Genomic DNA, 22434 nt, shown 5'->3' on the forward strand with positions numbered 1-22434 from the left:
GTTGCATTTTTTTTAATGCTTTTGTAAAAGGTTACAAGTATAAAAGAAAGGTATTAGAATATGCCTTGAATACTCTGTTGCTTGAGAAAACCAATCATGTCTGACTGCATCCAAAGAAAGTAAATGCTCCGCTTTTTCGGATTTGCAATCCGAAAGCCATCTGTAAGGGATTTATAATCTCAGATTGCTGTTCATCTTAACTGATTATAAATTGACCCAAATAAAAAGGCAGACCATTAGGGCTGCCTTTTTATTTGTCATAGCCGAGCGTAAATTACTTCTTCAACACGGGTAAAAGAATTTTACTGGCGGCTGAAGCATTATGGAATACTTTGATATTCGCTTTTTGGAAATCAGAGTCTTTCGCCTGATAAATATCTACAAATTTCTGAGGATTACGATCCGCTAAGGGGAACCAGCTACTTTGAATCTGTACCATAATTTTGTGGCCTTTTTTGAAGGTATGAGCCACATCAGGCAGATCGTACTTCACCTGCGTTACCTGGTTCGGAACGAAAGCTTCTGGCTTTTCGAAACTCTTGCGGAAACGGCCTCGCATGATCTCACCCCGAACCAGCATCTGATAGCCGTTCATAATGTATGAATCCGACTCGCTGTATTCAAAGTCATCAGGGAAGACGTCAATCAATTTTACTACAAAATCGGCGTCAGTAGAGCTGAGACTTACCTGCAAATCAGCCGTTAAGGTTCCTGAGAGGGTCACATCGTCGGTGAGAACTTCCGTTTCAAAAACTAGCACATCGGGACGAATGGCCGCAAAACGCTGATCGTCAGTCATGTACTCACGTGTACGGGCCGTTTTTACCCCTTCGGCGTAAGGAACGGGTTTTGCGGGATCACTCACATACTCTGTAAATTCTTTCGTGCTCTGAGGTTTGCTAAAGCTTAAGCCGCCATTCGACTGTAAGTAAAGGGGCGTTTCCGTAACGGCTTTAGGAGGCCAGGTTTCGAAAGTCTTCCACTGATTTTCACCCGTAAAGAAGATCGTTGCTTCGTTCAGTTTATCAACCGAACCCTTGCCTTTGAGGTAATAGTTAAAGAAAGGAATCTCTACGTTTTCAGCGTAATACGTACTTGTGGGGCTGCCGAACTGTACATTACCCAGCGAAGAGCCATCGCTACCACGACCCGCCCATTGACCGTGGAACCAGGGACCCATGATGATTTTATTATTATTTTTTGCCTTGCTTTCAATGGCACTGTACGTGGTCCAGGCACCGAAGCAGTCTTCCGCATCAAATAAACCACCCACTACCAGCGTCGCGATGTTTGGCGAGATGTTACCTACAAAATTCCGTACGTTACGATCTGTCCACCACTTCGTCATGTTAGGATGTGTCATCAGGTCATTCCAGAAACGAACGCTGTCACCCGCCATTTTTGTGAAGTTGGGCAGAGCTCCCGTTCTCAGAAAAAAGTCGTAGCTGTCTTTGGTTGGTAAGGCAAATCCTCTGGGGCCAACCGTAGTAGGTTTCGGACGCGGAGCACCAAATCCGCGAGCCACGTAGAAATTGAAGGCATCCATCAGCATGAATGCCCCGTTGTGGTGAAAATCATCACCCAGAAACCAATCCGTTACCGGAGCTTGCGGACTAGCCGCTTTCAGAGCAGGGTGGTTACTAAGAGCTGCCATGGTCGAATAAAAGCCGGGGTAGGAGATACCAAATACGCCAACCTTGCCATTGTTTTCCGGCAGATTTTTCACCATCCAGTCAATGGTATCGTAGGTGTCACTGGCTTCGTCAACGTCCGATTTTCCCTTCTTTGCGGGGTTATACGGACGAATATCTTCAAATACACCTTCACTCATCCAGCGACCGCGAACGTCCTGAATCACCATGATGTAACCTTCCTTCAGATAGGTCTTATAATGATTGACGTAAAAAGGACGGTACACATCTGATCCGTACGGAGCACAGGAGTAGGGCGTCCGGGTCATCAGAATGGGGTGTTTCTCTGATTTGTCTTTGGGTAGGTAAATGGAAGTGAAGAGCTTCGTGCCATCCCGCATCGGAATGTATTGTTCTAGCTTGGTGTAATTGTTTCGAAACCAGGTGGAGTCAGCGTTTTGTGCCTGGGTAAAAAGCGGTACTAAAAAAAGCAGTAAGTAACGAATCTCTTTCATTATTGATGGAGGTTTACGGGAAAAACAGAAGATTCGTAAAGGTACACCTAAATCCGACATAGAAATATAGCCACAAAAAAAGCCTGACCGGAAGGCCAGGCTTTCTATCGTAATAGCAAGAACTATTTGCCACGAAGTGAACGTGGAATATCGATCGTACCAACAGGTAAGCTCAGAGCGTTTAAGATTTCAACGTTCTCAACTTTGATGTCGCTTACACGAACAGATTTACCCAGATCCAGACCTTCGATGCTAACTTCTACGAAATCAGGAATGTTGTCAGCTAAACCACGTAAAGTTACTTTACGTAATTTCTGAACCAGTTTACCCCCTTTGATAACCCCAGGAGAGTTACCTACGAATTTCACGGGAACGTTCACTTTAATAGGCTTATCTGTGATTTCCAGAAAGTCAGCGTGTAATAATGAATCGTTTACAGGGTGAAATTGAGTATCCTGAAGAATAGCTTTACGGATCTCACCTTCGATGTTTAACGTTACTTCGTAAGCTTCTGGAGTGAACAGAAGATCACGGAATAAAATGGTAGGAGCATAGAAGTGTAATTGCTCGCCACCGCCGTAAACTACCGATGGAGTGTAACCCTCGGCACGAAGATCTTTAGATCCTTTCTTGCCGAGATTCGCTCTTTTAAACCCTACAATCTCGAGTTTTTTCATTTGATTTGGTAATAAGCGTTTCAAGTCAGAGACTTAAAACATGATTAGTAATTAATAAAAAGGGAACTGATTGATTCGTAATCACGAATGCGACCAATAGCTTTTGCAAATAGCTCGGCTACAGACAATACCGTTACTTTTGGATTTTCCTGTTTCTGAGGAATGGTATCAGAAACGATCAACTCTTCCAGTGCGGAATTGAGAATATTTTCGTGAGCTTTTCCGGACATCACGGGGTGAGAACAGATCGCTCGAACTGATTTTGCTCCTTTATCAAGCAACAACTGGGCTGCTTTGCAAATGGTACCACCCGTATCCAGCAAGTCATCGACCAGAATAACGTTGGCATCGGTTACGTCTCCAATCAATTGCATGGAGGCGATTTCATTTGCTTTCTTGCGGAATTTATCCACGATTACCAGGTTGGAACCGGGGAAGAAACTCGCGAATTTCCGCGTCCGGGCTACGCCTCCAACGTCAGGAGAAGCAAAGACCAGGTTATCCAGATTTTTCGAGCGGATGTAAGGAACGAAAATTGAAGCTCCTTCCAGATGGTCCACTGGAAAATCAAAGAAACCCTGAATCTGACCTGCGTGTAAATCCATCGTAATTAAGCGGTCAGCACCTGCTGCCGTTAACAGATTGGCTACCAGTTTGGAACCGATAGAAACGCGAGGTTTATCTTTACGATCCTGGCGGGAATACCCGAAATAAGGAATCACAACCGTCACATAGTGAGCCGAAGCCCGACGAGCGGCGTCAATCATCAATAATAATTCCATCAGGTTTTCAGCTGGAGTAAACGTGCTCTGGATAAGAAACACGTCACAGCCGCGGATGGACTCATCAAAGCTGGGTGACATTTCACCGTCGGCAAAACGCTGAACGGTAACGGTTCCCAAATCTTTGCCGTAAAAACGAGCAATTTTTTGGGCTAAATACTGACTAGAACTGCCTGAGAAAATTTTTACCGGATTGGAAGCCATCGGTCTCCTTGTAAATTGAGCCGCAAAGGTATGAAAAAATACCTACAAAAACGCTCAAGGTTTTGAAAAAAGCTTGGAAATAATGGTTGATCTTCGGATAATCAGAAGCTTACTTAATCAGCTTTGGTAAATTTGGAAGTGCGGCCCAGCATCGGAGTTCCAATGTACCCCCGAATGGCCAGTTCCTGATCGGAAACTTTCGTGATTTTGCAGGAATAGGTCTTCCCATTCCGGGGATCATAAATTTTGCCGTCTTCCCATACTTTATCGTCGCTTTGCTTGAAGTTAGAAAGGATGACTAAACCCATCAGCGGCTTATTTCTGAGTTTTTCATCGGGATTATTCACGTCTGTTTTGGGTTGATTGGCTTTTACTTCCTTTACCCAGACGATCTTACCATAATAACGATCTCCCTGTTTATAGATCTGAATTTTGGATGTTTTTTCTTCGTTAAACCAGGTGCCCTGAATATCAGAAGCCCAAGAAGAAATAGCGGTGGTGAATAAAAAAACGAAGCTTAATAGGAATCTCATATCTGATAGTTTAATGGTAGTTTTCGGTATAAAAACGATACCAGAACAGCTCCCAGTATACCTACCGTCCCTCCCACAAGCACATCACCGGGGTAATGAGCTCCTACGTAAATGCGACTGTAAGAAACCAAAGCTGCCCAGACGTATAACCATTTCAGCCAGGGATACTCTTTACCGATTAATAATACCAGCACCGTAACAAAGCCAAACGTATTGGCCGCGTGGCTGGAAGCAAAGCCGTACATCCCGCCGCATTCCCAAACGACGTGTACCATGTTTTCAATAGATGGCTCGTGGCAGGGGCGGGGGCGGGCAGCCCAGGGCTTCAGTATACTGCTGGTGATCTGGTCGCCTACGAGAATAGCCAGGACGCAGGCAAGAATGATACCTACAGCTTTAATCCGGTAACGCCAGATTAAGAACAACAGAATCAGAGCGTAAAAGGGAAACCAGAAATTTCGGTCGGAAATCCAGAACATGGCCTGATCCAGCCAGCTGGCGTGGGCTCCGTTGAGGGCCAGAAATAGCTCCGTATCTAATTCGTTAAGCATACAGGGGATGAAAAAACTTCCCGAAAGTGGTTAACGTTCGGGAAGCTAAAAAAGATACTAACTAAATCCGAGTACATCGCGAACGCGTTTGATTGTCTGTTGGGCAACGACCTTCGCTTTCTCTTCGCCAATGCTTAACGTTTTTTCCAGTTCCTGCGGATTTTCCATGTAATAATTGAAACGCTCGCGTTCGGTGGCGAAACGTTCCAAAATCAATTCGTACAAAGCCTGTTTGGCATGACCATAGCCGTAGTTACCTCCTTCATAATTGGCCTTCATTTGAGCCGTTTGCTCGGGCGAGGCCAGTAAGGAGTAAAGCGTGAAGGTAATGTCACCTTCGGTTTTCTTTGGTTCTTCCAGCGGAGTCGAGTCCGTCAGAATGCTCATTACCGCTTTGCGTAACTGCTTTTCGGGTAGAAAAATGTTGATGTAGTTATTGTACGACTTCGACATTTTACGACCATCCGTTCCCGGAATTGTCATGACACTTTCGCTGATACGGGCTTCGGGTAATACCAGCGTTTCTGGGTATTTATTATTGAACGCCGAGGCGATATCACGTGAGATTTCGAGGTGCTGTTTCTGATCTTTCCCCACCGGAACCAGCTCAGCGTCGTATAATACGATATCTGCCGTTTGTAAAACCGGATACACGAATAATCCAGAGTTAACGTCCTTCAGGTTCTCTGATTTATCTTTGAATGAGTGAGCATTCGCCAGCATAGGGTAGGGAGTAAAGCACTCCAGATACCATGCTAATTCCGTGTGTTCAACAATGCGGGACTGACGGAAAAACACATTTTTCTCGGTATCAAAGCCGCAGGCAAGCCAGGCGGCTGCAATGGCATAAGTATATTGGCGACGAGCTTCGCCGTCTTTCAGTGACGTCAGAGAGTGGAGATCGGCAATGAAAAAGAATGAGTCATTGGCGGGATCTTTTGATAACTCAATGGAGGGGAGAATCGCCCCCAGAATATTTCCCAGGTGAGGAAGGCCGGAACTTTGAATGCCGGTAAGAATACGAGCCATCGGAACTTAAATAGTTAATTGGTTTTTTCGCTCTTGTAGGCGAGCGATCTAATTTTACTGCAAAACTGCAATCTGCAAACCGTAATCAAAAATATACTGACGAGACTATGCCTCAAATTCCAGCATCAACCTTAAAGTTTTTAAAAGACCTGTCTCAAAATAATACCCGCGAATGGTTTCAGGGCCACAAAAAAGAATGGGAATCGGTAAAGTCGAATTTTGAAGAAACCGTACAGGATTTAATTAATCGAATCGGGAAGTTCGAAAATCTGGCCGGAATTCGGGTGCAGGACTGTAACTACCGCATTGCCCGTGACGTGCGTTTTTCGCCGGATAAGTCGCCTTACAAAACCTGGCTGGCGGCTAGTTTCGGTGAAGGGGGCCGTAAATCGCCCAAAATGGATTACTATTTGCATATTTTGCCGGGCGGCTCGTTTCTGGGCGGAGGAATGTGGGATGCTAATCCGGTTCAACTGGCCAAATTTCGTCAGGAAGTGGATTACAATCCCCAGGAGATCAAGGCTATTATCTATGCCCCGCAATTCAAGGAGCACTTTGGTAACCCCGAAGGTTCTTCGCTGAAAACTGCTCCCAAAGGATATCCCAAAGACCATCCCGATATTGAACTGATTCGTCGGACGCAATTATTTTTCTCGCATTCCTTTACGGATAAAGAAGTAACTTCGCCGGATTTTACCGAGAAAGTAGAGCAAAGCTGCCTGCTTCTGAAGCCTTACCTGGATTTTTTGAATATGATTTTTGAGGAATCTGCCGAGGAAGAAAACTAGTAATCGAAATGAATTAATTACTTTCTGCTGCTGTTATTACTACAGATAAGACGAAAGTAAGATTCTGAAGCTAGTTTGAACTTTCATGAAGCGAATCCGTTTTACCTTCGAAATACCTACTCATTACAAATAGAACAAGACAATGGCACACAAAGCAATTGAAGCAACTGATTCCAATTTTGAAGAACTGATTAATTCCGATAAACCTGTACTCGTAGATTTCTGGGCTGAATGGTGTGGACCCTGTAAGATGATCGGACCACTGGTTGAAGAACTGGCTGGCGAATACGAGGGTAAAGCCGTAGTAGCTAAAATGGACGTTGATGCGAACAGCACAACTCCTTCTAAATTTGGAATTCGCAGTATTCCTACGTTAATGATCTTCAAAAACGGGGAATTGGTTGATAAAGTAGTTGGTGCAGTACCTAAGCCTGTATTAGCTCAGAAACTGGCTGCTCAGTTATAATTTAAGTTGGAGTGTTTGATAAAAGAGGTTTGAGCGTTTGAGCTCAAGCCTCTTTTTTTTTGAGTTGTCGGGAAAATTAATGTAGCCTAAGTTCTTGTAATGATTTACTGGGAGATAAAAGGTAGAATAGTAATCGATTAACAGACCACAAAAACGATCAACTAGTTACATTTAGTCAACGACCGCCTTAACCGCGTTCAAAATCACTTCACAAGCCTGACGAATTTCTGCTTCGGTGATGGTTAACGGCGGTGCAATTCGCATGGAATTATCGCAAAACAGGAACCAATCGGTAATGACCCCATTTTCAATGCCGTGATCGATAATGGCTTTTAGCTGAGTAAAATCGGCAAATTCAACGGCCATGAATAAACCATGACCCCTGACTTCCCGAATGGCTGGATGGACCAGCAACTCCCGAAATAACTCAGCTTTGGCTTGTACGGATTCACAAAGTTTTTCTTCCAGAATCGTTTGGACTGTTGCCAGCGAAGCCGCGGCACTCACGGGATGACCGCCGAAAGTAGTGATGTGACCCAGAATGGGGTTATTCTTGAAAACTTTCATTAATTCCTGCGGAGCTATAAACGCACCAATGGGCATACCGCCACCCATGCCTTTGGCCGAAAGGAGAACGTCAGGCACAATACCAAACTGCTCGAATGCCCAGAAGGAACCCGTCCGGCCAAACCCCGTCTGTATCTCATCAAAAATGAGTAAGGTACCTGTTTCGGTGCAGCGGTTTCGTAATGCTTGCAGGTACTCCTGCGAGGGAACCCGAATGCCCGATTCTGCGGAGATAACTTCGATGACAACAGCAGCCGTTCGAGTAGTAATGTATTCTAAATCAGTAATGCATCCGTGATGAATATGACGGATGTCAGGTAACAAAGGGCGAAAGGGTTGCTTAAAAAAATCAGCCCCCGCCAGACTTAAAGCTCCCTGCGTGGAACCGTGATAGGCATTGATGCAGGAGATAAGTTCCGTTCGTCCCGTAAATCGTTTGGCCAGTTTCATGGCTCCTTCCACGGCTTCTGCTCCCGAGTTGGTCAGATACACATTGTTGAGGGCAAAGCCCATCGGTGTGCGGTAGGCACCTAACGTTCGCACCAGAGCTTCGGCTAACTGAACCTGTGGAGCTTGCACGTACTCGCCGTAAACCAGCGTATGCAGGTAATGATCCACCTGATTTTTAATGGCGTTAACCACATTCGGGTGGCGATGTCCCACGTTGGATACGCCAATGCCCGCAATTAAATCCATATAAGCCTTACCATCAGGACTGTAAAGCCAAACCCCTTCGGCTTTTTCAATCTCCAGGGCTAGTGGGAAATCAGAAGTTTGAGCAAGATAATTTAAAAAAAGCTGTCGTTGATGCATGGCAAAACGCAAGCCTGAATGAGGCTTGCCATTAATAAAACGTCCGGCAAAGGTACAGCTTGTCTCGGGTTGGCGAGACAGGATTTGGGTAATAAGCGTAAAGAGTCTTAGTTAAGATTCGAAGAAACAGGCCGTTCCGCCAACCCAGGTAAAGTCCTTATTAAAGCGAACGCCAATCATCTCGCCCCGACTCAGACGACTTAAACTGGTAAGTAACTCAGGTCTTGTCGCGTGATCGGGCCAGACATAGAGCATCCGAATTTCGCATTTGACCAGGCCGTCTGGAGCCTGAATGACGGGTTGATAGCTTACTTTTTTCTGTAAAATATAGTTTTCGGGGTCTGTGATTTCCGCTAGTAACTCCCGGGTCGGGTAAAGATTAACACCCGTTCCGGCAAAACTGAAGAGCGGTTTCAAAACATAGGCCTCCAGATTTTCGGGAAAATTACCTTGATACTCACTCAGGTAATGCGTTTCGGGAACGTAAGGAGACTGAAGTAGGGGTAAGGTATACTTGGAAATTCGGAAAAACCAGTTGGGGTGTCCCACCCAGGTAACATCCAGGTCGTCCATGAAACTAAACTCGGCCTGCAAGTCGGGATAACTCGTTAAATCGTCAAAAATCAGGCGGTTGTAAATGCGTTTGATCGGTGTTTTAACGCCATCCAAGTCATAATATAGCGTTCGACCTTCTTTTTTGATTTGGGTATAGCAAACCGAACGAATGCCGAGAAAGGCTTCGGTAACCGCAAAATCCACCCGGGTTTTCTGCTTTTCAGGAAAGATTTCCAGCAGAATGCAATGAGCAGGCTCTTCGTCCGCCAGGATTACTTCTTTAAGCTTTTGCTTGTATTCTTCCAGCGAATAATTGCCAAAATTCCAGATAAAAGATTCTGGAATTGGGAACTGACTTTTGAATAACTCCGGTAAATAGCCCTGAAAAGCAAATAAGGAAGGAAAGCCCTGTAACTCAATGAGCTGAGGATCATATTCGCCCGCTTCGTTCTGGCAAATGGCAAAATCAATGGCCAGAAAATGCGTATGTGCATTTTCGTTGGGCACTCGCTGATGCGGAGGTATAGCGGCATCCGTTTTAGATTTAAAATCGGGTGCCGCTATCGTATCGATGAATGATTCGCAAGCCGTAGTTAATTTTTCACGCAGGGATACCGGAATGAAAACCGGCGATTCGGCAATTCGGAATTCCAGTTGATCAGGCCAGTCCCGGTGGATGGTATCGATCAATTGCTGGTATTTTTCTTCGGAAAAAGCTGCGTTATAACTCGCTCGGACTGACGGAATCATACGTTCCTCTTTACTTTAGTTGGAAGACAATTTGTGATAAGCATCCCGCAGGAAGGTCGGAATAATAACCGATTCCGTCAAGAGTATTTTGTCGGGATCATTCAAATGACTAACCATGCTCTGATACTTGTCGAAGCCATGCTCGTCAATGATCTGCTTCTGCTTTTCGGGCTGCTCAAAGTAACGCAGCATCCCTTCGGCATCGGCTTCGGGGTGAAATTGCGTTCCAAATACTTCCTTCGAAAAACGGATGGCCATGATGGCCCGCTCCAGCGGTACATGCGGACGAATCTTTTCGCGGCTCAATACCTTTGCACCCATCGCATCAATCTGAGCCAGATTGGCATTAATAATCTGATAATCCCGCGAATCAACCGCCCAGAAAGGATCTGGTAATAACTCGAAATAAGGTTCGTCGTAGCCATTGGCCGTTTTATGAATGGGGAAGGTTCCAAAGCTGGTAGACTTCCGGCGATTCACTGTGGCAAGGCCCAAATGATGACAAACCATCTGGAAGGAATGGCAAATCAGTAAGAGGTATTTCTTAGGTGACTGCGTTTTATTATGTTCAAAAATTTCATCGATGAGGGCAAAGTAATCAGCCCCCCAGCCATCGGCTTCGAGTGGGTTACCGGGACCACCCGTTGAGATGAAAATATCAAAATCGGCAATCTTCGGAAATTCAAATTTCTGACGAACATCAAAATGACTCACTTCACAACCTCCAATTTCGTCCGAAAACTCGCGGATCAACTGGTTAATGCAACGCATTCCTTCGTTGGGCACTCCATTATATAAATCAAGAATGGCAATCCGAATTCTATTCATTCTGCTCAATTTAATTAAGTAAATGTCTTGGCGGGGCAATCCTTCGCACCAATATAAATAGTAAAGATCGGTATCTTTATTGATAAAATCGGTATTATCGGATGCCGTAGCTAGTTTCTGCGACGATATAATCTACTACTTTCTTCAGATCCTGCGTTTCTTCCCATACCGCTAATTGCCGATCTGCTCCGGTTCCCATTTGTAGAATTTGGTGGATATACTCTACTTCTTTCCGGCTCCCTAATTCATCCAGAACATCATCTACAAAGTCGAGTAACTCCTGAGCTAAAACGTTGTATTCCACTTCTTCCTGACGACCAAAGTCAATCAATTTGCCCGAGATTCCGTAACGAGCCGCCCGCCATTTGTTTTCACTAATGAGGGCTTTGCGGTACAGGCGGAAGTTGAGATTCTGCTTCATCAGCTTGTAAATCTTCACCACCAAAGCCTGCATTAAGGCCGCCAGAGCGATGGTTTCATCTACCCGCATGGGAATGTCACAAATGCGAAATTCGACGGTATCAAAATGCGGATGTAGCCGAATGTCCCACCAGATTTTCTTGCCGTCGTCAATACAGTTGGTTTTAACGAGCAGCTTTATGTACTCGTCATATTCATTAGCCGTATTGAAATACTCAGGAATGCCGGTTCGGGGGAATTTATCGAAAACCTTCGAACGATAACTCTTGAAACCCGTATCCCGACCGCACCAGAAGGGCGAATTGGTGCTTAGAGCATAAATATGGGGCAGAAAATAACGCACGGCGTTCATGATCTCCAGCCCTTCGTTCCGACTTGGAATGCCCACGTGTACGTGCAAACCAAAGATGAGATTGGAACGAGCCACGTCCCGCATTTCGCTAATGAGCTGATCATAGCGGGGGTTGGGCGTAATGAGCTGATCTACCCAATCGGAAATGGGGTGAGTTCCGGCAGCGGCAATTCGCAGGTTTTGCTTATCGGCCAGCTCCATGATTTCGCGGCGGAGGAAGGTAACCTCCTCGCGAGCTTCATGAATATTCGTGCAAATGTTAGTGCCGACTTCCACCACGGCCTGGTGCATTTCGGCTTTTACACGTTCCTGTAAAATGATTTTACCGCCATCCACGATTTTACTCATGTGGGAGCGGAGTTCCCGGGTTTCGGGATCTATCGTCTGAAATTCTTCTTCGATTCCAAGGGTGAATACGGGCATAGATCGTACGTTCAGTTATTTCTTCCGGGATTTTTTAACTGGCTTGGCCGGAGCGTACTGCTCTAACAATTCGCTGATGTTACCGTTTGCAGTGGCCGTTTTAGCGAAATCGCCCCAGGTCAGGTTGAGTTTGCCGGGTTCAAATTCGCGGGCCTTTTCAATGGCGAAATTCGCCGCCGTTTCTACAACCCATTCGAAATTTTCAGCACCAACGGAGTTATAATCAGCGTCAGGAGCGGGGTTACCAAAGTCGATGGCGAGAGGAATACCATCCCGAACGGCGAACTCTACCGTATTAAAGTCATAACCCAGAGCTTTATTAAGCCGCAGTACGTAATCTTCCATGAGCTTGATTAACTCAGGGCTATCGTTAAAACTTGCTACGTAACGTAAATGATGCGGATTCCGAGGTTCATAAGGCATCACCCGAACGTGCTTGCCACCGATGCAGTAACAACGGTAATACGATTGAAAATCAACGGCTTCCTGAAGTAACATGACCAATTGGCCCGTTTCATCGTAGGCTTTGAAAAGCTCTTCTTTGGTATCCACTTTGTAGACACTCTTCCAGCCCCCTCCTGAATGTGGTTTCATGAACGCGGGAAAGCCGATGTACTCATAGATTTCATCCCAGGGCATCATGGCCAGGTTACGGAAAGACGTTTCCTGTGTATCGTCGGGACGAGCTTTAGAAGGTAACAGAACCGTATTAGGAACCGGAACGCCTACTTTTGTGGCTACGGCATTGTTAAAAAATTTCTCATCCGCACTCCACCAGAAGGGGTTATTAATGACGATTGTCCCGTTGATAGCGGCGTTCTTCAGATAAGCCCGGTAAAAAGGAACGTCCTGAGAAATGCGGTCAATGATAACGGCGTAATCGGTTGCTTCGCCCTGTACTACTTTGCTGATGCTTACCGGTTCGGCAATGATTCCCTCGGGGGCTTTTTGATTGATACGTTCGACAAAAGCGGCTGGGAAGGTGTTTTCCATGCCGTGAAGAATGCCAATTTTTTTCATCGTATAGAAGTAGTTGCAGATGATTAGATTCTGGATAAATACTGTGGAAACATGTCTCGCCAAACGGGCCAGTCGTGCGTGCCGTACCCGCGAATATCGAGCCAGTGACGAATGTTTTTATGAGACAGGATACTGGATAACCGCTCATTGGCAGGTCGGCAGAAATCAGCCTGACACGTGCCTAATACAATATCCATATTCCACAAATTCGAATCGTTGGATTGGGGTAGATAATCGGGTGGGTTATTGAAATACACGTTGTTGTCGTAATAGCCATCCATGAACATGCGAATGTCAAAGGCGGCCCCCATCGTAAATAAATGCGACACTTTATAGGGATACCTAAACGCAAAATTAGCCGCGTGATATCCCCCGAAACTACAGCCTGAAACAGCTACCCGGGGGGCATTACACTGTCGCTGCACCCAGGGGACTAATTCATCGTGCAGAAAGAGGTAATATTGATTGGCATTGTGCACGCGGGCTGAAGGGTGTAGGTGTTTGCCGTACCAGGAGTCTGCATCAATGGAATCAACACAATAGAGTTTGATTTTTCCCTGTTCAATCAAAGGTCGGGCAGCCGCTACAAGCTGGTGATCTTTAGCCTGATAATAGCGTCCCAGAGTGGTTGGGAAAACCAGAACAGGGTAACCCCAATGACCGAAAATTAACATTTCGACATTACGGTTCAGGTGATGGGAGTAATAAGTTAGGTACTGTTCGTTCACGTGATGAAGGGATTTCTTTACCCAAGATTCATTTCATTTTTAAATTATCCAAAATAAATTATTGATTTTTTATTGAAAATAAATATTTATCATCCATTTATTAACTTTAAGAAAAATTTAATTTGGTTTTATGGGGATGTGCCATTTGCTGAAAATATCATGCTTACTTTGCAGGTTTATTTTACCCTTCTGATTAGGGTTATTGTGGTGATCACCTAATTGAATACATTATGCAGAACCGGACGGTGTCCCTTCATTCGCGGTTTCTGGAACGTCAGGTTTCGTTAACTTTTTTGTTACCACCGAATTACGACGAATCAACCGAGGCTTATCCGCTGTTGATTTTGAATGATGGACAGGACTTTGAACGCCTCCGCCTCTCCGAAAGAGTCGAAGCATTGTATCAGCAGGAAGCCATTCCATCGCTGATGATCGTGGGTGTTCACGCCAACGAGTTACGTTTATCCGAATACGGTACCGCCCATCAACCGGATTATAAAGGCCGGGGGAATCGGGCAGAGGTCCATACGAAATTCATTTTACAGGAGTTAATACCTTATCTGGAAGAACGTTTTCGCTTAGTAACTGATGCGAAAGCAAGAGCCATAGCGGGCTTCTCGCTGGGGGGCTTATCTGCTTTGGACATTGCCTGGAATCATTCGGAGGTGTTTTCGAAAGTGGGAGTCTTTTCGGGATCGCTCTGGTGGCGAAGTCGGGCGTATGAAGAGGGATATGATGATGAAAATGACCGGATTATGCACGTTCAAATCCGTAAATCGGCTCATAGACCGGAGCTGAAATTCTGGTTACAGGCGGGTACGGATGATGAAAAAGATGACCGTAATCACAACGGAATTATCGACGCTATTGACGATACCCTCGACTTAATGAAAGAACTCAAAGCCAAAGGGTATCAACCCGATGTTGATTTTACCTATGAGGAAGTAGCCGGGGGGCAACATAATCCCGAAACCTGGGGAGCCATCATGCCCGTATTTTTGAAATGGGCTTTTGCCTCATCCTTTTAAAAAAGGTTAAAAACAAAGTCCGGTGCAACTTCGCCGGACTTTTCTGCATATACTAGGGAAACTAATCGCTGTATCTGTGAACGCACGTTTTCTTTTCCTTCTTTTCCTACTAACTCAACCGGTTTTCTCTTTCGCTCAGGGCGTAAAAGGAATCGTCAAAAATAAAAGCGGCGAGGTGTTGCCCTTTGCCTCCATTCAGGTAAAAGGAACGCAGACCGGAACGATAACCAATGAAGAGGGGCGTTATGAAATTAAATTACAACCCGGAACATACGAGCTTCAGTTTCAATACCTGAATCACCAGACCGAAGTTCGCCAGGTTGAAGTAAAGGAAGGCTTTCTGACGCTGGACGTGGCTCTGGAGCAGGTAGCCGTTCGACTCGCTGAAATTCGGGTTGGCAAAAGTAAGGAAGACCCTGCTTATACCATCATGCGAAAGGCCATCGCCACGGCTCGTTATCATCAGTTGGAAGTAGATACCTGGTCGGCCCGGACTTATGTAAAGGGAAATTTCAGAATTGAAAAAGTCCCGTTTCTTTTCGAAGACGCTCTGAAAAAGTCAAACCTACAGGTCGGTACGATGTACGTACTGGAATCCATTAATGACATCGAATTTCGACAGCCCAACCAGGTAACTGAGAAGGTAAGATCGATTCGTTCGAATCTGCCGCCGGGGGCTAATCCTTCTATCAACTTCGCCCGGCTAAGTTTTTACAATCCCAACCTCGGGGATATCGTCTCGCCTTTATCGCCCCGATCTTTTGGTTACTACAAATTCGAATACCTCGGATTTTTCACGGATCGCGGTCTGACGGTGAATCGCATCAAGGTAACCCCTCGCAGTAAGGGTATTAACGTTCTGGATGGTACCATCAACCTTATTGAAGGAAGCTGGAGCATCCACAGCTTGTCCTTTACATTTCAGGATGAAAACGGAATACAATACAGTATACGCCAGTTGTTTTCACCTTTCGAGAATATCTGGATGCCCGTACAACTGGAGACGAATGCTAAAATCAGCATCTTCGGAGCCAAAGGCGAAACCCGGTACGTGACCTCCGTTCGCAATTACCAGCTTAAGGTGAATCCGAAATATCATCAGGTGCCGGAAGTAGTGGATGAAAAAATAGATAAGGAACTGGCGGCATCCCTCCGTAAACCTGCGGACATCAAAACCGTTCCCGCTCAGGCCACCCGGAAGCAATTGCGGAAAATGGTGGATCAAATGGAGAAAGAGGAACGGAAAGAACGTAAAAAACAGGGAGAAGATGTGACCATTACTCGCAATTGGAGCTTTCAGGTGGATTCGCTGGCTCGAAAACAGCCTAGTACTTTCTGGGAAGGCGAGCGTCAGGTGCCTTTAACCGCCCTGGAAACGCAGGGTTACCAGCGAGCCGATAGCTTGTATAAAGCCAATGAGGCCAAAATTCGGAAAGACTCGATCCGAAACTTACCGACGTTTAAACTTGGGCATCTGATTGCCGGACATACTTATAATTACGGCCAACGGAAGGAAGGGGAGTGGTATCGTCAATCGTTGACGTTTGAATCACCGATTATGAACCTTACCAAGTTTGATTTCTTTAATTCCGTGGAAGGTTATGTATTAAAAACCCGATTGGCTTACACTGAGCGATTATCGAGAACAGCTCGCTGGCACATAGCTCTGGATGGACGTTATTCGTTTGCCCGCAACCGCCTGAATGGTGGGTTAACTACCGGATTTTCCAAGGAACGAACCAGCGTGACCCTTCAGGCTGGACGGAATGTTTTTCAGTTCAATCCTGCCAATCCGATCCCTGAAAACTTGAATACCTATTATACCCTATTTAGAGAACGAAACCTGATTAAATTATACGAAAAAGCATACGTTGAAGGGAATGTGACGCAGCAACTGGGAAACCGTCTGCGAGCATCGTTTAGTATGACGTTAGAGGATCGCTATTTGCTGCAAAATAGGGTGAGCAAAGGCTGGATTAACCGCCCGGAGGTTGAGTTTACCCCCAACAATCCTGATGATGTTAAATTCCCTAATCAGGCCAATTTCGGCTCAAACCGTGCCGCTATTGTTAGGGCTGGGCTATCGTATCGGCCTTTTGCCAAAGCTGCCATAGTGAATGGCCGCCGGTATGTAATCAATAATCGTTCGCCGGAATTTACCGGAAATTATACCTTAGGAGTTGCGGGCAGCCGGGTTTTTAGTTCGGTAGAATTAGGGGTTCGGGATGAAGTAACGCTCTTTCGGAATTCCTTCAGTTATGCAGTGCAAGCGGGAGGTTTTATCAAGGGTCCCACGTATTTCATGGATTTCAAGCACTTTAATGGCAATGAAACGATCTTCCAAAGTCCGGGGCTGATGAATTTCAGAATGCTTCCTTATTACTCATACAGTACTGCATCGGGGTACTTGCAGGCCCACGGAAGTTATAACTTCCGTAAGTTTTTGTTAACTCAGATTACGCCCGTCAGACTTTACGGAATTCGGGAAAATGTGTTCGTTAATTATCTTAAAACGAACAATGTAGGGCATCTGGAAGTAGGGTATGGCTTTGAAGGCATCCTGAAAGTATTAGGAGCGGAGGTCATCAGCAATTTCCAGAGTAATCGATTTCAAGGGATGGGCTTCCGAATCCGATCCGCATTTTAAGAAATTTATCTTTATTGATTATCAAAGGCTTATCGTACTGATAAGCCTTTTTTTATGAATTAATTTTTAAAAAACTATTTAATAAGTAAACGTTTATTTACTTTTGAAGTATCTATAACGATCTAGACGATGAGACCTAAGAATATTGAGAAGGAGGAAGCGATTCGTACAACGGCCATGCGAATCATTGCGGAGGAAGGACTGGAAAATCTTAGCATGCAGAAATTAGCGAAAGAGGCCAATATTTCGCCGCGAACGATTTACCTCAAGTACGAGAATAAAGAAGATTTACTGGTAAAACTCTTCATTGATGAAGTAATAGGATCTTACGAAGCTGCGGTATTACAGGACTTTAACGAAGCGATGGGCTTTGCCGAAGGCGTACAGAAGATATGGCTTAATGTCTTTCATTACTTCGTGGCCAATCGTTCAGCTTTTGTGTTGATGCAATACGGCAAATCGTCGCCCTTATTGAATCAATCCTTTCAGGAAAAGAATATTAAAGAAGGCCAGTTTTTCGCTCCGGTGCATCGCTTTCTCAAGCGTCATACCCAGGAAGGAATGATCGTTAATCTACCTTTTGAAGTGCAGCGAGCCTTGCTATTTGCTCCAGTCTTGGACCTTGTTAATGAATACTTTGAACACCTGAACCGTCCTCAACAGATTATTAATGAGGAGAGGATCATTCAAAGTTGCCAGTCGGTTATCAAAGGCATGAGGATACCTAACGATTAACGCATACCTAATAAAAAGCCATGAATTCAATACAAAACAAAACTATTGCCATCATCGGTGGCGGTCCCGGTGGGTTAACGCTAGCCCGACTTTTACAAATGAAGGGGGTAAGGGTTAACATCTATGAACGAGACGAAAATGAGCACGTTCGGGTGCAGGGAGCTACCCTGGATTTACACCATGAGTCGGGATTGAAAGCATTGGAAGAAGCCGGATTAACCGCAGCCTTTAAAGCTAACTATCGTCCTGGTGCCGATCATATGCGGATCGTCGATAAAAATGCCACCATTCTCATGGACGAAGCTGTCAATGACCGTGAAGAGCTCTTCCGCCCTGAAATTGACCGGGGACCGCTGCGTAAAATTTTGCTGGATTCGTTAATACCCGGAACCGTTAGTTGGGATAGTCATTTCAAAGCCATGAGTCCCGAAGGGAATGGCTGGAATTTGCAGTTTCATAACGGTGCTACGGCCTATGCCGATCTTGTGATTGCGGCCGATGGTGCGAATTCAAAAATCCGTCCGCTCATTACCCCCATTCGTCCATTTTATGCTGGAATAACGATTGTTGAAGGAGCTGTTCATCAGTCAGAAACGACGATTCCGGTCCTTTATGAGTTACTTCAGGGCGGTAAAATTTTTGCGTTGGGTGATTCCAAAACATTGATTGTTAGCTCTAAAGGTGACGGGAGTGTAGTATTTTATACCGGCTGTAAGACCGATGAATTCTGGTATAAAACTAGTGGAATTGATTTCACGAATAAACGGGAAGTACTCAACTGGTTTAATACTGCATTTGCAGACTGGAATCCACTGTGGACGGAGCTGTTTGAAAAGGCTGAATCTACGTTCATCCCTAGACCCCAATACTGCATGCCGCCTGACCAGCAATGGGAAGCGTTGGCAAATGTAACCATGCTGGGTGATGCCGCTCACCTCATGCCGCCGTATGCGGGCGAAGGCGTGAATATGGCCATGCTTGATGCTCTGGAATTAGCCCATGCCCTAACTAACGAAGATTTTCAGGATACGCAGTCGGCCCTTGCGTTTTATGAAAAGAATATGTGTCGAAGGGCCGGAGAAATGGCACAGACCACCTTGGAGCAAACCGAATCCATGCACGCTCCAGATGGGTTGAGTCGAATGCTGGAAATGTTTAGTCAGGCATGATTACGAAAGGCCGGAATCAAATTCCGGCCTTTCATATTACTGAAGTTCAGTTAAGAATTGAAGGGTATCCACTCCGTCGGCGTAATCCCAGAGCTGAGGTGACTGGGTGGTGCCAAACGGAATGCTTCCCGGAAAATCCTTACTCACCATGCATTGAATTTTCTCTTGTTGAGCCTGAATCTTGGATTTTAACGCGTCCAAATTATCGTAACGTTCATAGAAAAGAACCGAAAGTGGAGATACCAGCGATTCGTTTTCAGTAACCGAAAGAAAGCCATTATCAAGAAACGGCGTACGATTGACGAGGTAAATCGAGCGGTTGTAATCGTAATTATGAACGTATTTATGATTGTTACTTACCGCTTCTAGCGAAGCAATGGCTTCAAAAAATGGCGTAAAGTCGTAATCATTCGGAACGTAAGCTTTTGAAATATTACGGCAACCCAGTCCATAATAAGTCAGAATATCCTGACCCAGCTTGAAGAGTTCTTCAGTCGTTTCCGTTCCAGTGAGAATGGCTACCGAAGTACGGTTTTTGCGAATGATGTGTGGTTTTTTAGCGAAGTAATAATGGAAATAACGAGCCGAGTTGTCCGAACCCGTAGCAATCATCGCATCCACTTCCTTCATTAACTCGGTAAACGTAATCTGTTCTGCAAAGGCAGGCTCTAAGTCAACCAGCTTTTTCAACAAAGCCCGAATCAACACTTCGTCTTGCGAACTAGGCTTAATAAAGGCATGATGCCCCGAAATCAGAACGCATAAAATGTCGTGAAAACCAACGGCGGGGAGGTTACCAGCCAGTACTAGTCCGATTTTTTTAGGCGAAACCGTTGCGTTCAATGCGGGATAACGCTGGGCCCATTCCTGTAAAGCATCGGTCGTAAGAAAATTACGAGCGATTTCTTTCAGGCTTAGCTGAACTAATTCTGGGGTAAACCAGCCGTTTTTACGGTTTGCAAATTCAGCCCATTCCTGTATTTCCTCCGCATTTAATTCATCTGTAAGCCAGTTTCCTAATTGGGAAAGAGCTTGTATTCTATGGTTTACTAACATGAGTTTCCTTTATAAATAATATGCTGGGGTGATTATTCAGATTTTTTTGAGCCCCGAACTTTATTTAGTTACATTTGTTATCCGATTGGATAAATAGGCTACGAAATTACTAAACACGACTGACATGGCCATCATGATTACCGACGAGTGCATCAATTGCGGTGCCTGCGAACCTGAATGTCCCAATACTGCTATTTATGAAGGCGGGGTGTCCTGGAACTTTGCAGGAGGTACGGCATTGGTCGACGTCGAATTAGGCGACGGGACCGTGGTGAGTGCTAAAGAAGCTCAAACGCCCTTTTCTGAAGAATTCTATTATATTGTTACCGATAAGTGTACCGAATGCATTGGCTTCCACGAAGAACCCCAGTGTGCAGCGGTTTGCCCAGTAGATTGCTGTGTACCTGATCCGGAAAACGAGGAAGATGAAGACACCCTGATGGCCAAAAAGGCCTGGTTGCACGACGAATAGAGTTTTAATAGGTGGTGTAGATAACCAAAAGCACCATCAGAGTTAAGACCTCATATACAGTCTTGGAAAATTTAAAGGACGAGCATTGCTCGTCCTTTTTTTTTGTACTTATCTGGGATGTGATAACACAAGTCAATTTTTAAAATATTTTGTAAATTGGCCTAAATACAGAATAATATGCAAACATACTATTTTTAAAATTTTGTTATACTTAAACTATAAAAAATATGTATATAATAAGAATGTGAGATTTTTATTCTGTTTTTATGAGAAATAAAAACCTAAAATTTGCATTTTTTACATTTTGACATAATATTTGATCCATATTTAAACCTCCATTATTATTCATGTAAACAAAATTATATAATGAAAAAGGCCGTACTTTCAATCTTTTCTTTGTTTTCGATGTACCCAGCATTTGCTGAAGTTTCCCCAGAAACGAAAAAGTTATTAAAGCCCAAAAAATCCGCTCAAACCGTCACTACGGATACTACGAAGAAAGCCCCGTTAGCAGAAGAGGGAAAAGAAACGAAGGAAGAAGGAAAGCTGACCTTTTCAGGATACATTGATACGTATTACATGGCTAACCTGAACAATCCGGCTTCTCGCAGTAACCTCGGAACGTCCGGTTTGGATGAAAATGGAACGCCTAAAGTTGGTAATGCCCGGGCGTTCGATCAGAAATCAGGTCAGTTCTCCCTGGGTTTGATTCAGACGAAAGTTGCCTACACCAGTGACAAGCTCGATGCCGTAGCAGATATTACGTTTGGTCCTAACTCGGACATTGCTAACTATGGTAACTATGTTGGCCCGTTAGGAGCTGGTTCTACGGCATTAGCTATTAAGCAGGCGTATCTGACTTATAAATTTTCGGGTAAGTTTTCGGTAACAGCGGGTCAATTCGGTACCCACATTGGCTATGAAGTTATTGATGCCCCGGTAAACTATAACTACTCGTTGTCTAACCTTTTCAATAATGGTCCTTTTTACCACGTAGGTGCAAAAGCACAGTACTCTTTCAGTGATAAAGCCTATTTGATGGCTGGCGTGGTTAATAATATTGATAATATCAACGATAATAATAAAGCTAAGGGAATTATATCTCAATTTTTCTTCTCACCTGCAACCAATTTTAATGTATATTTGAACTGGATTGGCAGTAATGAATATTCGAATGTTGGGGCTCCGGCCAAAGGAAATTTTTATTCTTTGTTCGATTTGGCAACAACCTACCAAATTACTGAGCGTTTCTTTTTAGGGTTAAATGCGGCCTATGGTACTAATAAAACCACAATTCCAGTTACAAAAGCAACTTCAACTCCCAAATGGGGTGGTGTAGCCGTGTATAGTAACTATGCATTTAGTGATAAATTTGGCTTGGGTGTTCGTTATGAGCACTTTGACAATACCAAAGGTGATCGTGCATTGGTTAATGGGGATGGGTTAGGTACGTCGGTAAATTCATTCACCGTAACCGGTAACTTCACTTTAGCTGATGGACACTTATTACTGAAACCAGAGTTCCGCATGGATGCGTATCCTAAAGCTCCCGGATCGGTTCAAAAATTTGAAGATAGTGACGGCAATTATACCAAAAGCAGTCAATCAACCATTGCCGTGCATGCCATTGTTAAATTTTAAACCCTTTCTCTCATCGTTTACTAATACTCATCAAACATTTATTTCCTAACTTCT

Annotated in this window: 21 protein-coding genes; 8 read left to right on the forward strand and 13 right to left on the reverse strand. The window is 44.7% G+C overall.

Annotated elements, in window-relative coordinates:
• Positions 1 to 274: 274 nt before the first annotated feature.
• The 6 genes from QE357_RS10505 to trpS form a co-directional block, all read right to left on the reverse strand.
• Positions 275 to 2146 carry a CocE/NonD family hydrolase gene (locus QE357_RS10505; RefSeq protein ID WP_309707264.1) on the reverse strand — a complete coding sequence of 624 codons (1872 nt, stop codon included), beginning with the start codon at positions 2144 to 2146 and terminating at the stop codon, positions 275 to 277.
• Positions 2147 to 2268: 122 nt separating this feature from the next.
• Positions 2269 to 2823 (reverse strand): 50S ribosomal protein L25/general stress protein Ctc, encoded by a 555-nt coding sequence (locus tag QE357_RS10510; protein WP_106634827.1) that lies wholly within the window; start codon positions 2821 to 2823, stop codon positions 2269 to 2271.
• Positions 2824 to 2867: 44 nt separating this feature from the next.
• The gene (locus tag QE357_RS10515; RefSeq protein ID WP_106634826.1) at positions 2868 to 3809 is read right to left on the reverse strand and encodes a ribose-phosphate pyrophosphokinase; all 942 of its coding nucleotides are present in this window, start codon (positions 3807 to 3809) and stop codon (positions 2868 to 2870) included.
• Between the two features lie 113 nt (positions 3810 to 3922).
• Positions 3923 to 4342, reverse strand: coding sequence for a DUF2147 domain-containing protein (locus tag QE357_RS10520; protein WP_309707266.1), 420 nt, complete (start codon positions 4340 to 4342; stop codon positions 3923 to 3925).
• Positions 4339 to 4893, reverse strand: a complete 555-nt coding sequence (locus tag QE357_RS10525; RefSeq protein ID WP_309707268.1) for a phosphatase PAP2 family protein — start codon at positions 4891 to 4893, stop codon at positions 4339 to 4341. Before QE357_RS10525 ends, QE357_RS10520 begins: the two co-directional genes overlap by 4 nt.
• A gap of 57 nt (positions 4894 to 4950) precedes the next feature.
• Complete coding sequence (gene trpS / locus QE357_RS10530; protein ID WP_307143000.1) at positions 4951 to 5922, reverse strand: tryptophan--tRNA ligase; 972 nt, start codon at positions 5920 to 5922, stop codon at positions 4951 to 4953.
• A 107-nt stretch (positions 5923 to 6029) separates the two neighbouring features.
• Here trpS and QE357_RS10535 point away from each other — a divergent pair, with 107 nt between their 5' ends.
• Positions 6030 to 6710 carry a DUF2461 domain-containing protein gene (locus QE357_RS10535; RefSeq protein ID WP_307143001.1) on the forward strand — a complete coding sequence of 227 codons (681 nt, stop codon included), beginning with the start codon at positions 6030 to 6032 and terminating at the stop codon, positions 6708 to 6710.
• A 142-nt stretch (positions 6711 to 6852) separates the two neighbouring features.
• Positions 6853 to 7176 carry a thioredoxin gene (gene trxA / locus QE357_RS10540; protein WP_106634822.1) on the forward strand — a complete coding sequence of 108 codons (324 nt, stop codon included), beginning with the start codon at positions 6853 to 6855 and terminating at the stop codon, positions 7174 to 7176.
• A 171-nt stretch (positions 7177 to 7347) separates the two neighbouring features.
• Here trxA and QE357_RS10545 read toward each other — a convergent pair whose 3' ends face one another.
• The 6 genes from QE357_RS10545 to QE357_RS10570 all read right to left on the reverse strand — a co-directional run bounded on the left by QE357_RS10545 (position 7348) and on the right by QE357_RS10570 (position 13632).
• Positions 7348 to 8556 carry an aminotransferase class III-fold pyridoxal phosphate-dependent enzyme gene (locus tag QE357_RS10545; protein WP_309707271.1) on the reverse strand — a complete coding sequence of 403 codons (1209 nt, stop codon included), beginning with the start codon at positions 8554 to 8556 and terminating at the stop codon, positions 7348 to 7350.
• Between the two features lie 111 nt (positions 8557 to 8667).
• Positions 8668 to 9861, reverse strand: a complete 1194-nt coding sequence (locus QE357_RS10550) for a hypothetical protein (protein ID WP_106634820.1) — start codon at positions 9859 to 9861, stop codon at positions 8668 to 8670.
• Between the two features lie 15 nt (positions 9862 to 9876).
• Positions 9877 to 10689 carry a glutamine amidotransferase-related protein gene (locus QE357_RS10555; RefSeq protein ID WP_309707274.1) on the reverse strand — a complete coding sequence of 271 codons (813 nt, stop codon included), beginning with the start codon at positions 10687 to 10689 and terminating at the stop codon, positions 9877 to 9879.
• Between the two features lie 94 nt (positions 10690 to 10783).
• A complete protein-coding gene (locus QE357_RS10560; RefSeq protein ID WP_106634818.1) occupies positions 10784 to 11884 on the reverse strand; it encodes a carboxylate-amine ligase in 1101 nt (366 codons plus the stop codon).
• A 15-nt stretch (positions 11885 to 11899) separates the two neighbouring features.
• Positions 11900 to 12904, reverse strand: coding sequence for a RimK family alpha-L-glutamate ligase (locus QE357_RS10565; RefSeq protein ID WP_106634817.1), 1005 nt, complete (start codon positions 12902 to 12904; stop codon positions 11900 to 11902).
• A gap of 23 nt (positions 12905 to 12927) precedes the next feature.
• Positions 12928 to 13632 (reverse strand): esterase family protein, encoded by a 705-nt coding sequence (locus QE357_RS10570; RefSeq protein WP_232793525.1) that lies wholly within the window; start codon positions 13630 to 13632, stop codon positions 12928 to 12930.
• A 230-nt stretch (positions 13633 to 13862) separates the two neighbouring features.
• On the opposite strand from QE357_RS10570, the gene QE357_RS10575 reads away from it, so the two are divergent.
• The 4 genes from QE357_RS10575 (at position 13863) to QE357_RS10590 (ending at position 19211) form a co-directional block, all read left to right on the forward strand.
• Positions 13863 to 14660, forward strand: coding sequence for an alpha/beta hydrolase-fold protein (locus QE357_RS10575; protein ID WP_309707279.1), 798 nt, complete (start codon positions 13863 to 13865; stop codon positions 14658 to 14660).
• Positions 14661 to 14736: 76 nt separating this feature from the next.
• Entirely contained in the window at positions 14737 to 17307 is a 2571-nt protein-coding gene (locus QE357_RS10580) for a DUF5686 and carboxypeptidase regulatory-like domain-containing protein (RefSeq protein ID WP_309707281.1), read from the forward strand.
• A 129-nt stretch (positions 17308 to 17436) separates the two neighbouring features.
• A complete protein-coding gene (locus tag QE357_RS10585) occupies positions 17437 to 18042 on the forward strand; it encodes a TetR/AcrR family transcriptional regulator (RefSeq protein ID WP_309707283.1) in 606 nt (201 codons plus the stop codon).
• Between the two features lie 20 nt (positions 18043 to 18062).
• The gene (locus QE357_RS10590; protein ID WP_309707285.1) at positions 18063 to 19211 is read left to right on the forward strand and encodes an NAD(P)/FAD-dependent oxidoreductase; all 1149 of its coding nucleotides are present in this window, start codon (positions 18063 to 18065) and stop codon (positions 19209 to 19211) included.
• A gap of 36 nt (positions 19212 to 19247) precedes the next feature.
• Here the strand turns inward: QE357_RS10590 and QE357_RS10595 are convergent, their stop codons facing one another.
• Positions 19248 to 20267 (reverse strand): acyl-CoA reductase, encoded by a 1020-nt coding sequence (locus tag QE357_RS10595; RefSeq protein ID WP_106634811.1) that lies wholly within the window; start codon positions 20265 to 20267, stop codon positions 19248 to 19250.
• A 124-nt stretch (positions 20268 to 20391) separates the two neighbouring features.
• On the opposite strand from QE357_RS10595, the gene QE357_RS10600 reads away from it, so the two are divergent.
• Positions 20392 to 20739, forward strand: a complete 348-nt coding sequence (locus QE357_RS10600) for a 4Fe-4S binding protein (protein WP_106634810.1) — start codon at positions 20392 to 20394, stop codon at positions 20737 to 20739.
• Positions 20740 to 21105: 366 nt separating this feature from the next.
• Positions 21106 to 22380 carry a porin gene (locus tag QE357_RS10605; RefSeq protein WP_232793523.1) on the forward strand — a complete coding sequence of 425 codons (1275 nt, stop codon included), beginning with the start codon at positions 21106 to 21108 and terminating at the stop codon, positions 22378 to 22380.
• Positions 22381 to 22434: the final 54 nt, after the last annotated feature.

The sequence above is a fragment of the Siphonobacter sp. SORGH_AS_0500 genome, from assembly GCF_031453245.1.
Classification (GTDB): domain Bacteria; phylum Bacteroidota; class Bacteroidia; order Cytophagales; family Spirosomataceae; genus Siphonobacter.

Excerpts from the sequence above, each read along its gene's own strand:
- QE357_RS10595 (WP_106634811.1), bottom strand. The coding sequence starts at position 20,267 with ATGTTAGTAAACCATAGAATACAAGCTCTTTCCCAATTAGGAAACTGG.
- QE357_RS10525 (WP_309707268.1), bottom strand. The coding sequence starts at position 4,893 with ATGCTTAACGAATTAGATACGGAGCTATTTCTGGCCCTCAACGGAGCC.
- trpS (WP_307143000.1), bottom strand. The coding sequence starts at position 5,922 with ATGGCTCGTATTCTTACCGGCATTCAAAGTTCCGGCCTTCCTCACCTG.
- QE357_RS10535 (WP_307143001.1), top strand. The coding sequence starts at position 6,030 with ATGCCTCAAATTCCAGCATCAACCTTAAAGTTTTTAAAAGACCTGTCT.
- QE357_RS10505 (WP_309707264.1), bottom strand. The coding sequence starts at position 2,146 with ATGAAAGAGATTCGTTACTTACTGCTTTTTTTAGTACCGCTTTTTACC.
- QE357_RS10550 (WP_106634820.1), bottom strand. The coding sequence starts at position 9,861 with ATGATTCCGTCAGTCCGAGCGAGTTATAACGCAGCTTTTTCCGAAGAA.
- QE357_RS10520 (WP_309707266.1), bottom strand. The coding sequence starts at position 4,342 with ATGAGATTCCTATTAAGCTTCGTTTTTTTATTCACCACCGCTATTTCT.
- QE357_RS10585 (WP_309707283.1), top strand. The coding sequence starts at position 17,437 with ATGAGACCTAAGAATATTGAGAAGGAGGAAGCGATTCGTACAACGGCC.
- QE357_RS10565 (WP_106634817.1), bottom strand. The coding sequence starts at position 12,904 with ATGAAAAAAATTGGCATTCTTCACGGCATGGAAAACACCTTCCCAGCC.
- QE357_RS10510 (WP_106634827.1), bottom strand. The coding sequence starts at position 2,823 with ATGAAAAAACTCGAGATTGTAGGGTTTAAAAGAGCGAATCTCGGCAAG.
- QE357_RS10575 (WP_309707279.1), top strand. The coding sequence starts at position 13,863 with ATGCAGAACCGGACGGTGTCCCTTCATTCGCGGTTTCTGGAACGTCAG.
- QE357_RS10545 (WP_309707271.1), bottom strand. The coding sequence starts at position 8,556 with ATGCATCAACGACAGCTTTTTTTAAATTATCTTGCTCAAACTTCTGAT.
- QE357_RS10605 (WP_232793523.1), top strand. The coding sequence starts at position 21,106 with ATGAAAAAGGCCGTACTTTCAATCTTTTCTTTGTTTTCGATGTACCCA.
- QE357_RS10555 (WP_309707274.1), bottom strand. The coding sequence starts at position 10,689 with ATGAATAGAATTCGGATTGCCATTCTTGATTTATATAATGGAGTGCCC.
- QE357_RS10515 (WP_106634826.1), bottom strand. The coding sequence starts at position 3,809 with ATGGCTTCCAATCCGGTAAAAATTTTCTCAGGCAGTTCTAGTCAGTAT.
- QE357_RS10600 (WP_106634810.1), top strand. The coding sequence starts at position 20,392 with ATGGCCATCATGATTACCGACGAGTGCATCAATTGCGGTGCCTGCGAA.
- QE357_RS10560 (WP_106634818.1), bottom strand. The coding sequence starts at position 11,884 with ATGCCCGTATTCACCCTTGGAATCGAAGAAGAATTTCAGACGATAGAT.
- trxA (WP_106634822.1), top strand. The coding sequence starts at position 6,853 with ATGGCACACAAAGCAATTGAAGCAACTGATTCCAATTTTGAAGAACTG.
- QE357_RS10590 (WP_309707285.1), top strand. The coding sequence starts at position 18,063 with ATGAATTCAATACAAAACAAAACTATTGCCATCATCGGTGGCGGTCCC.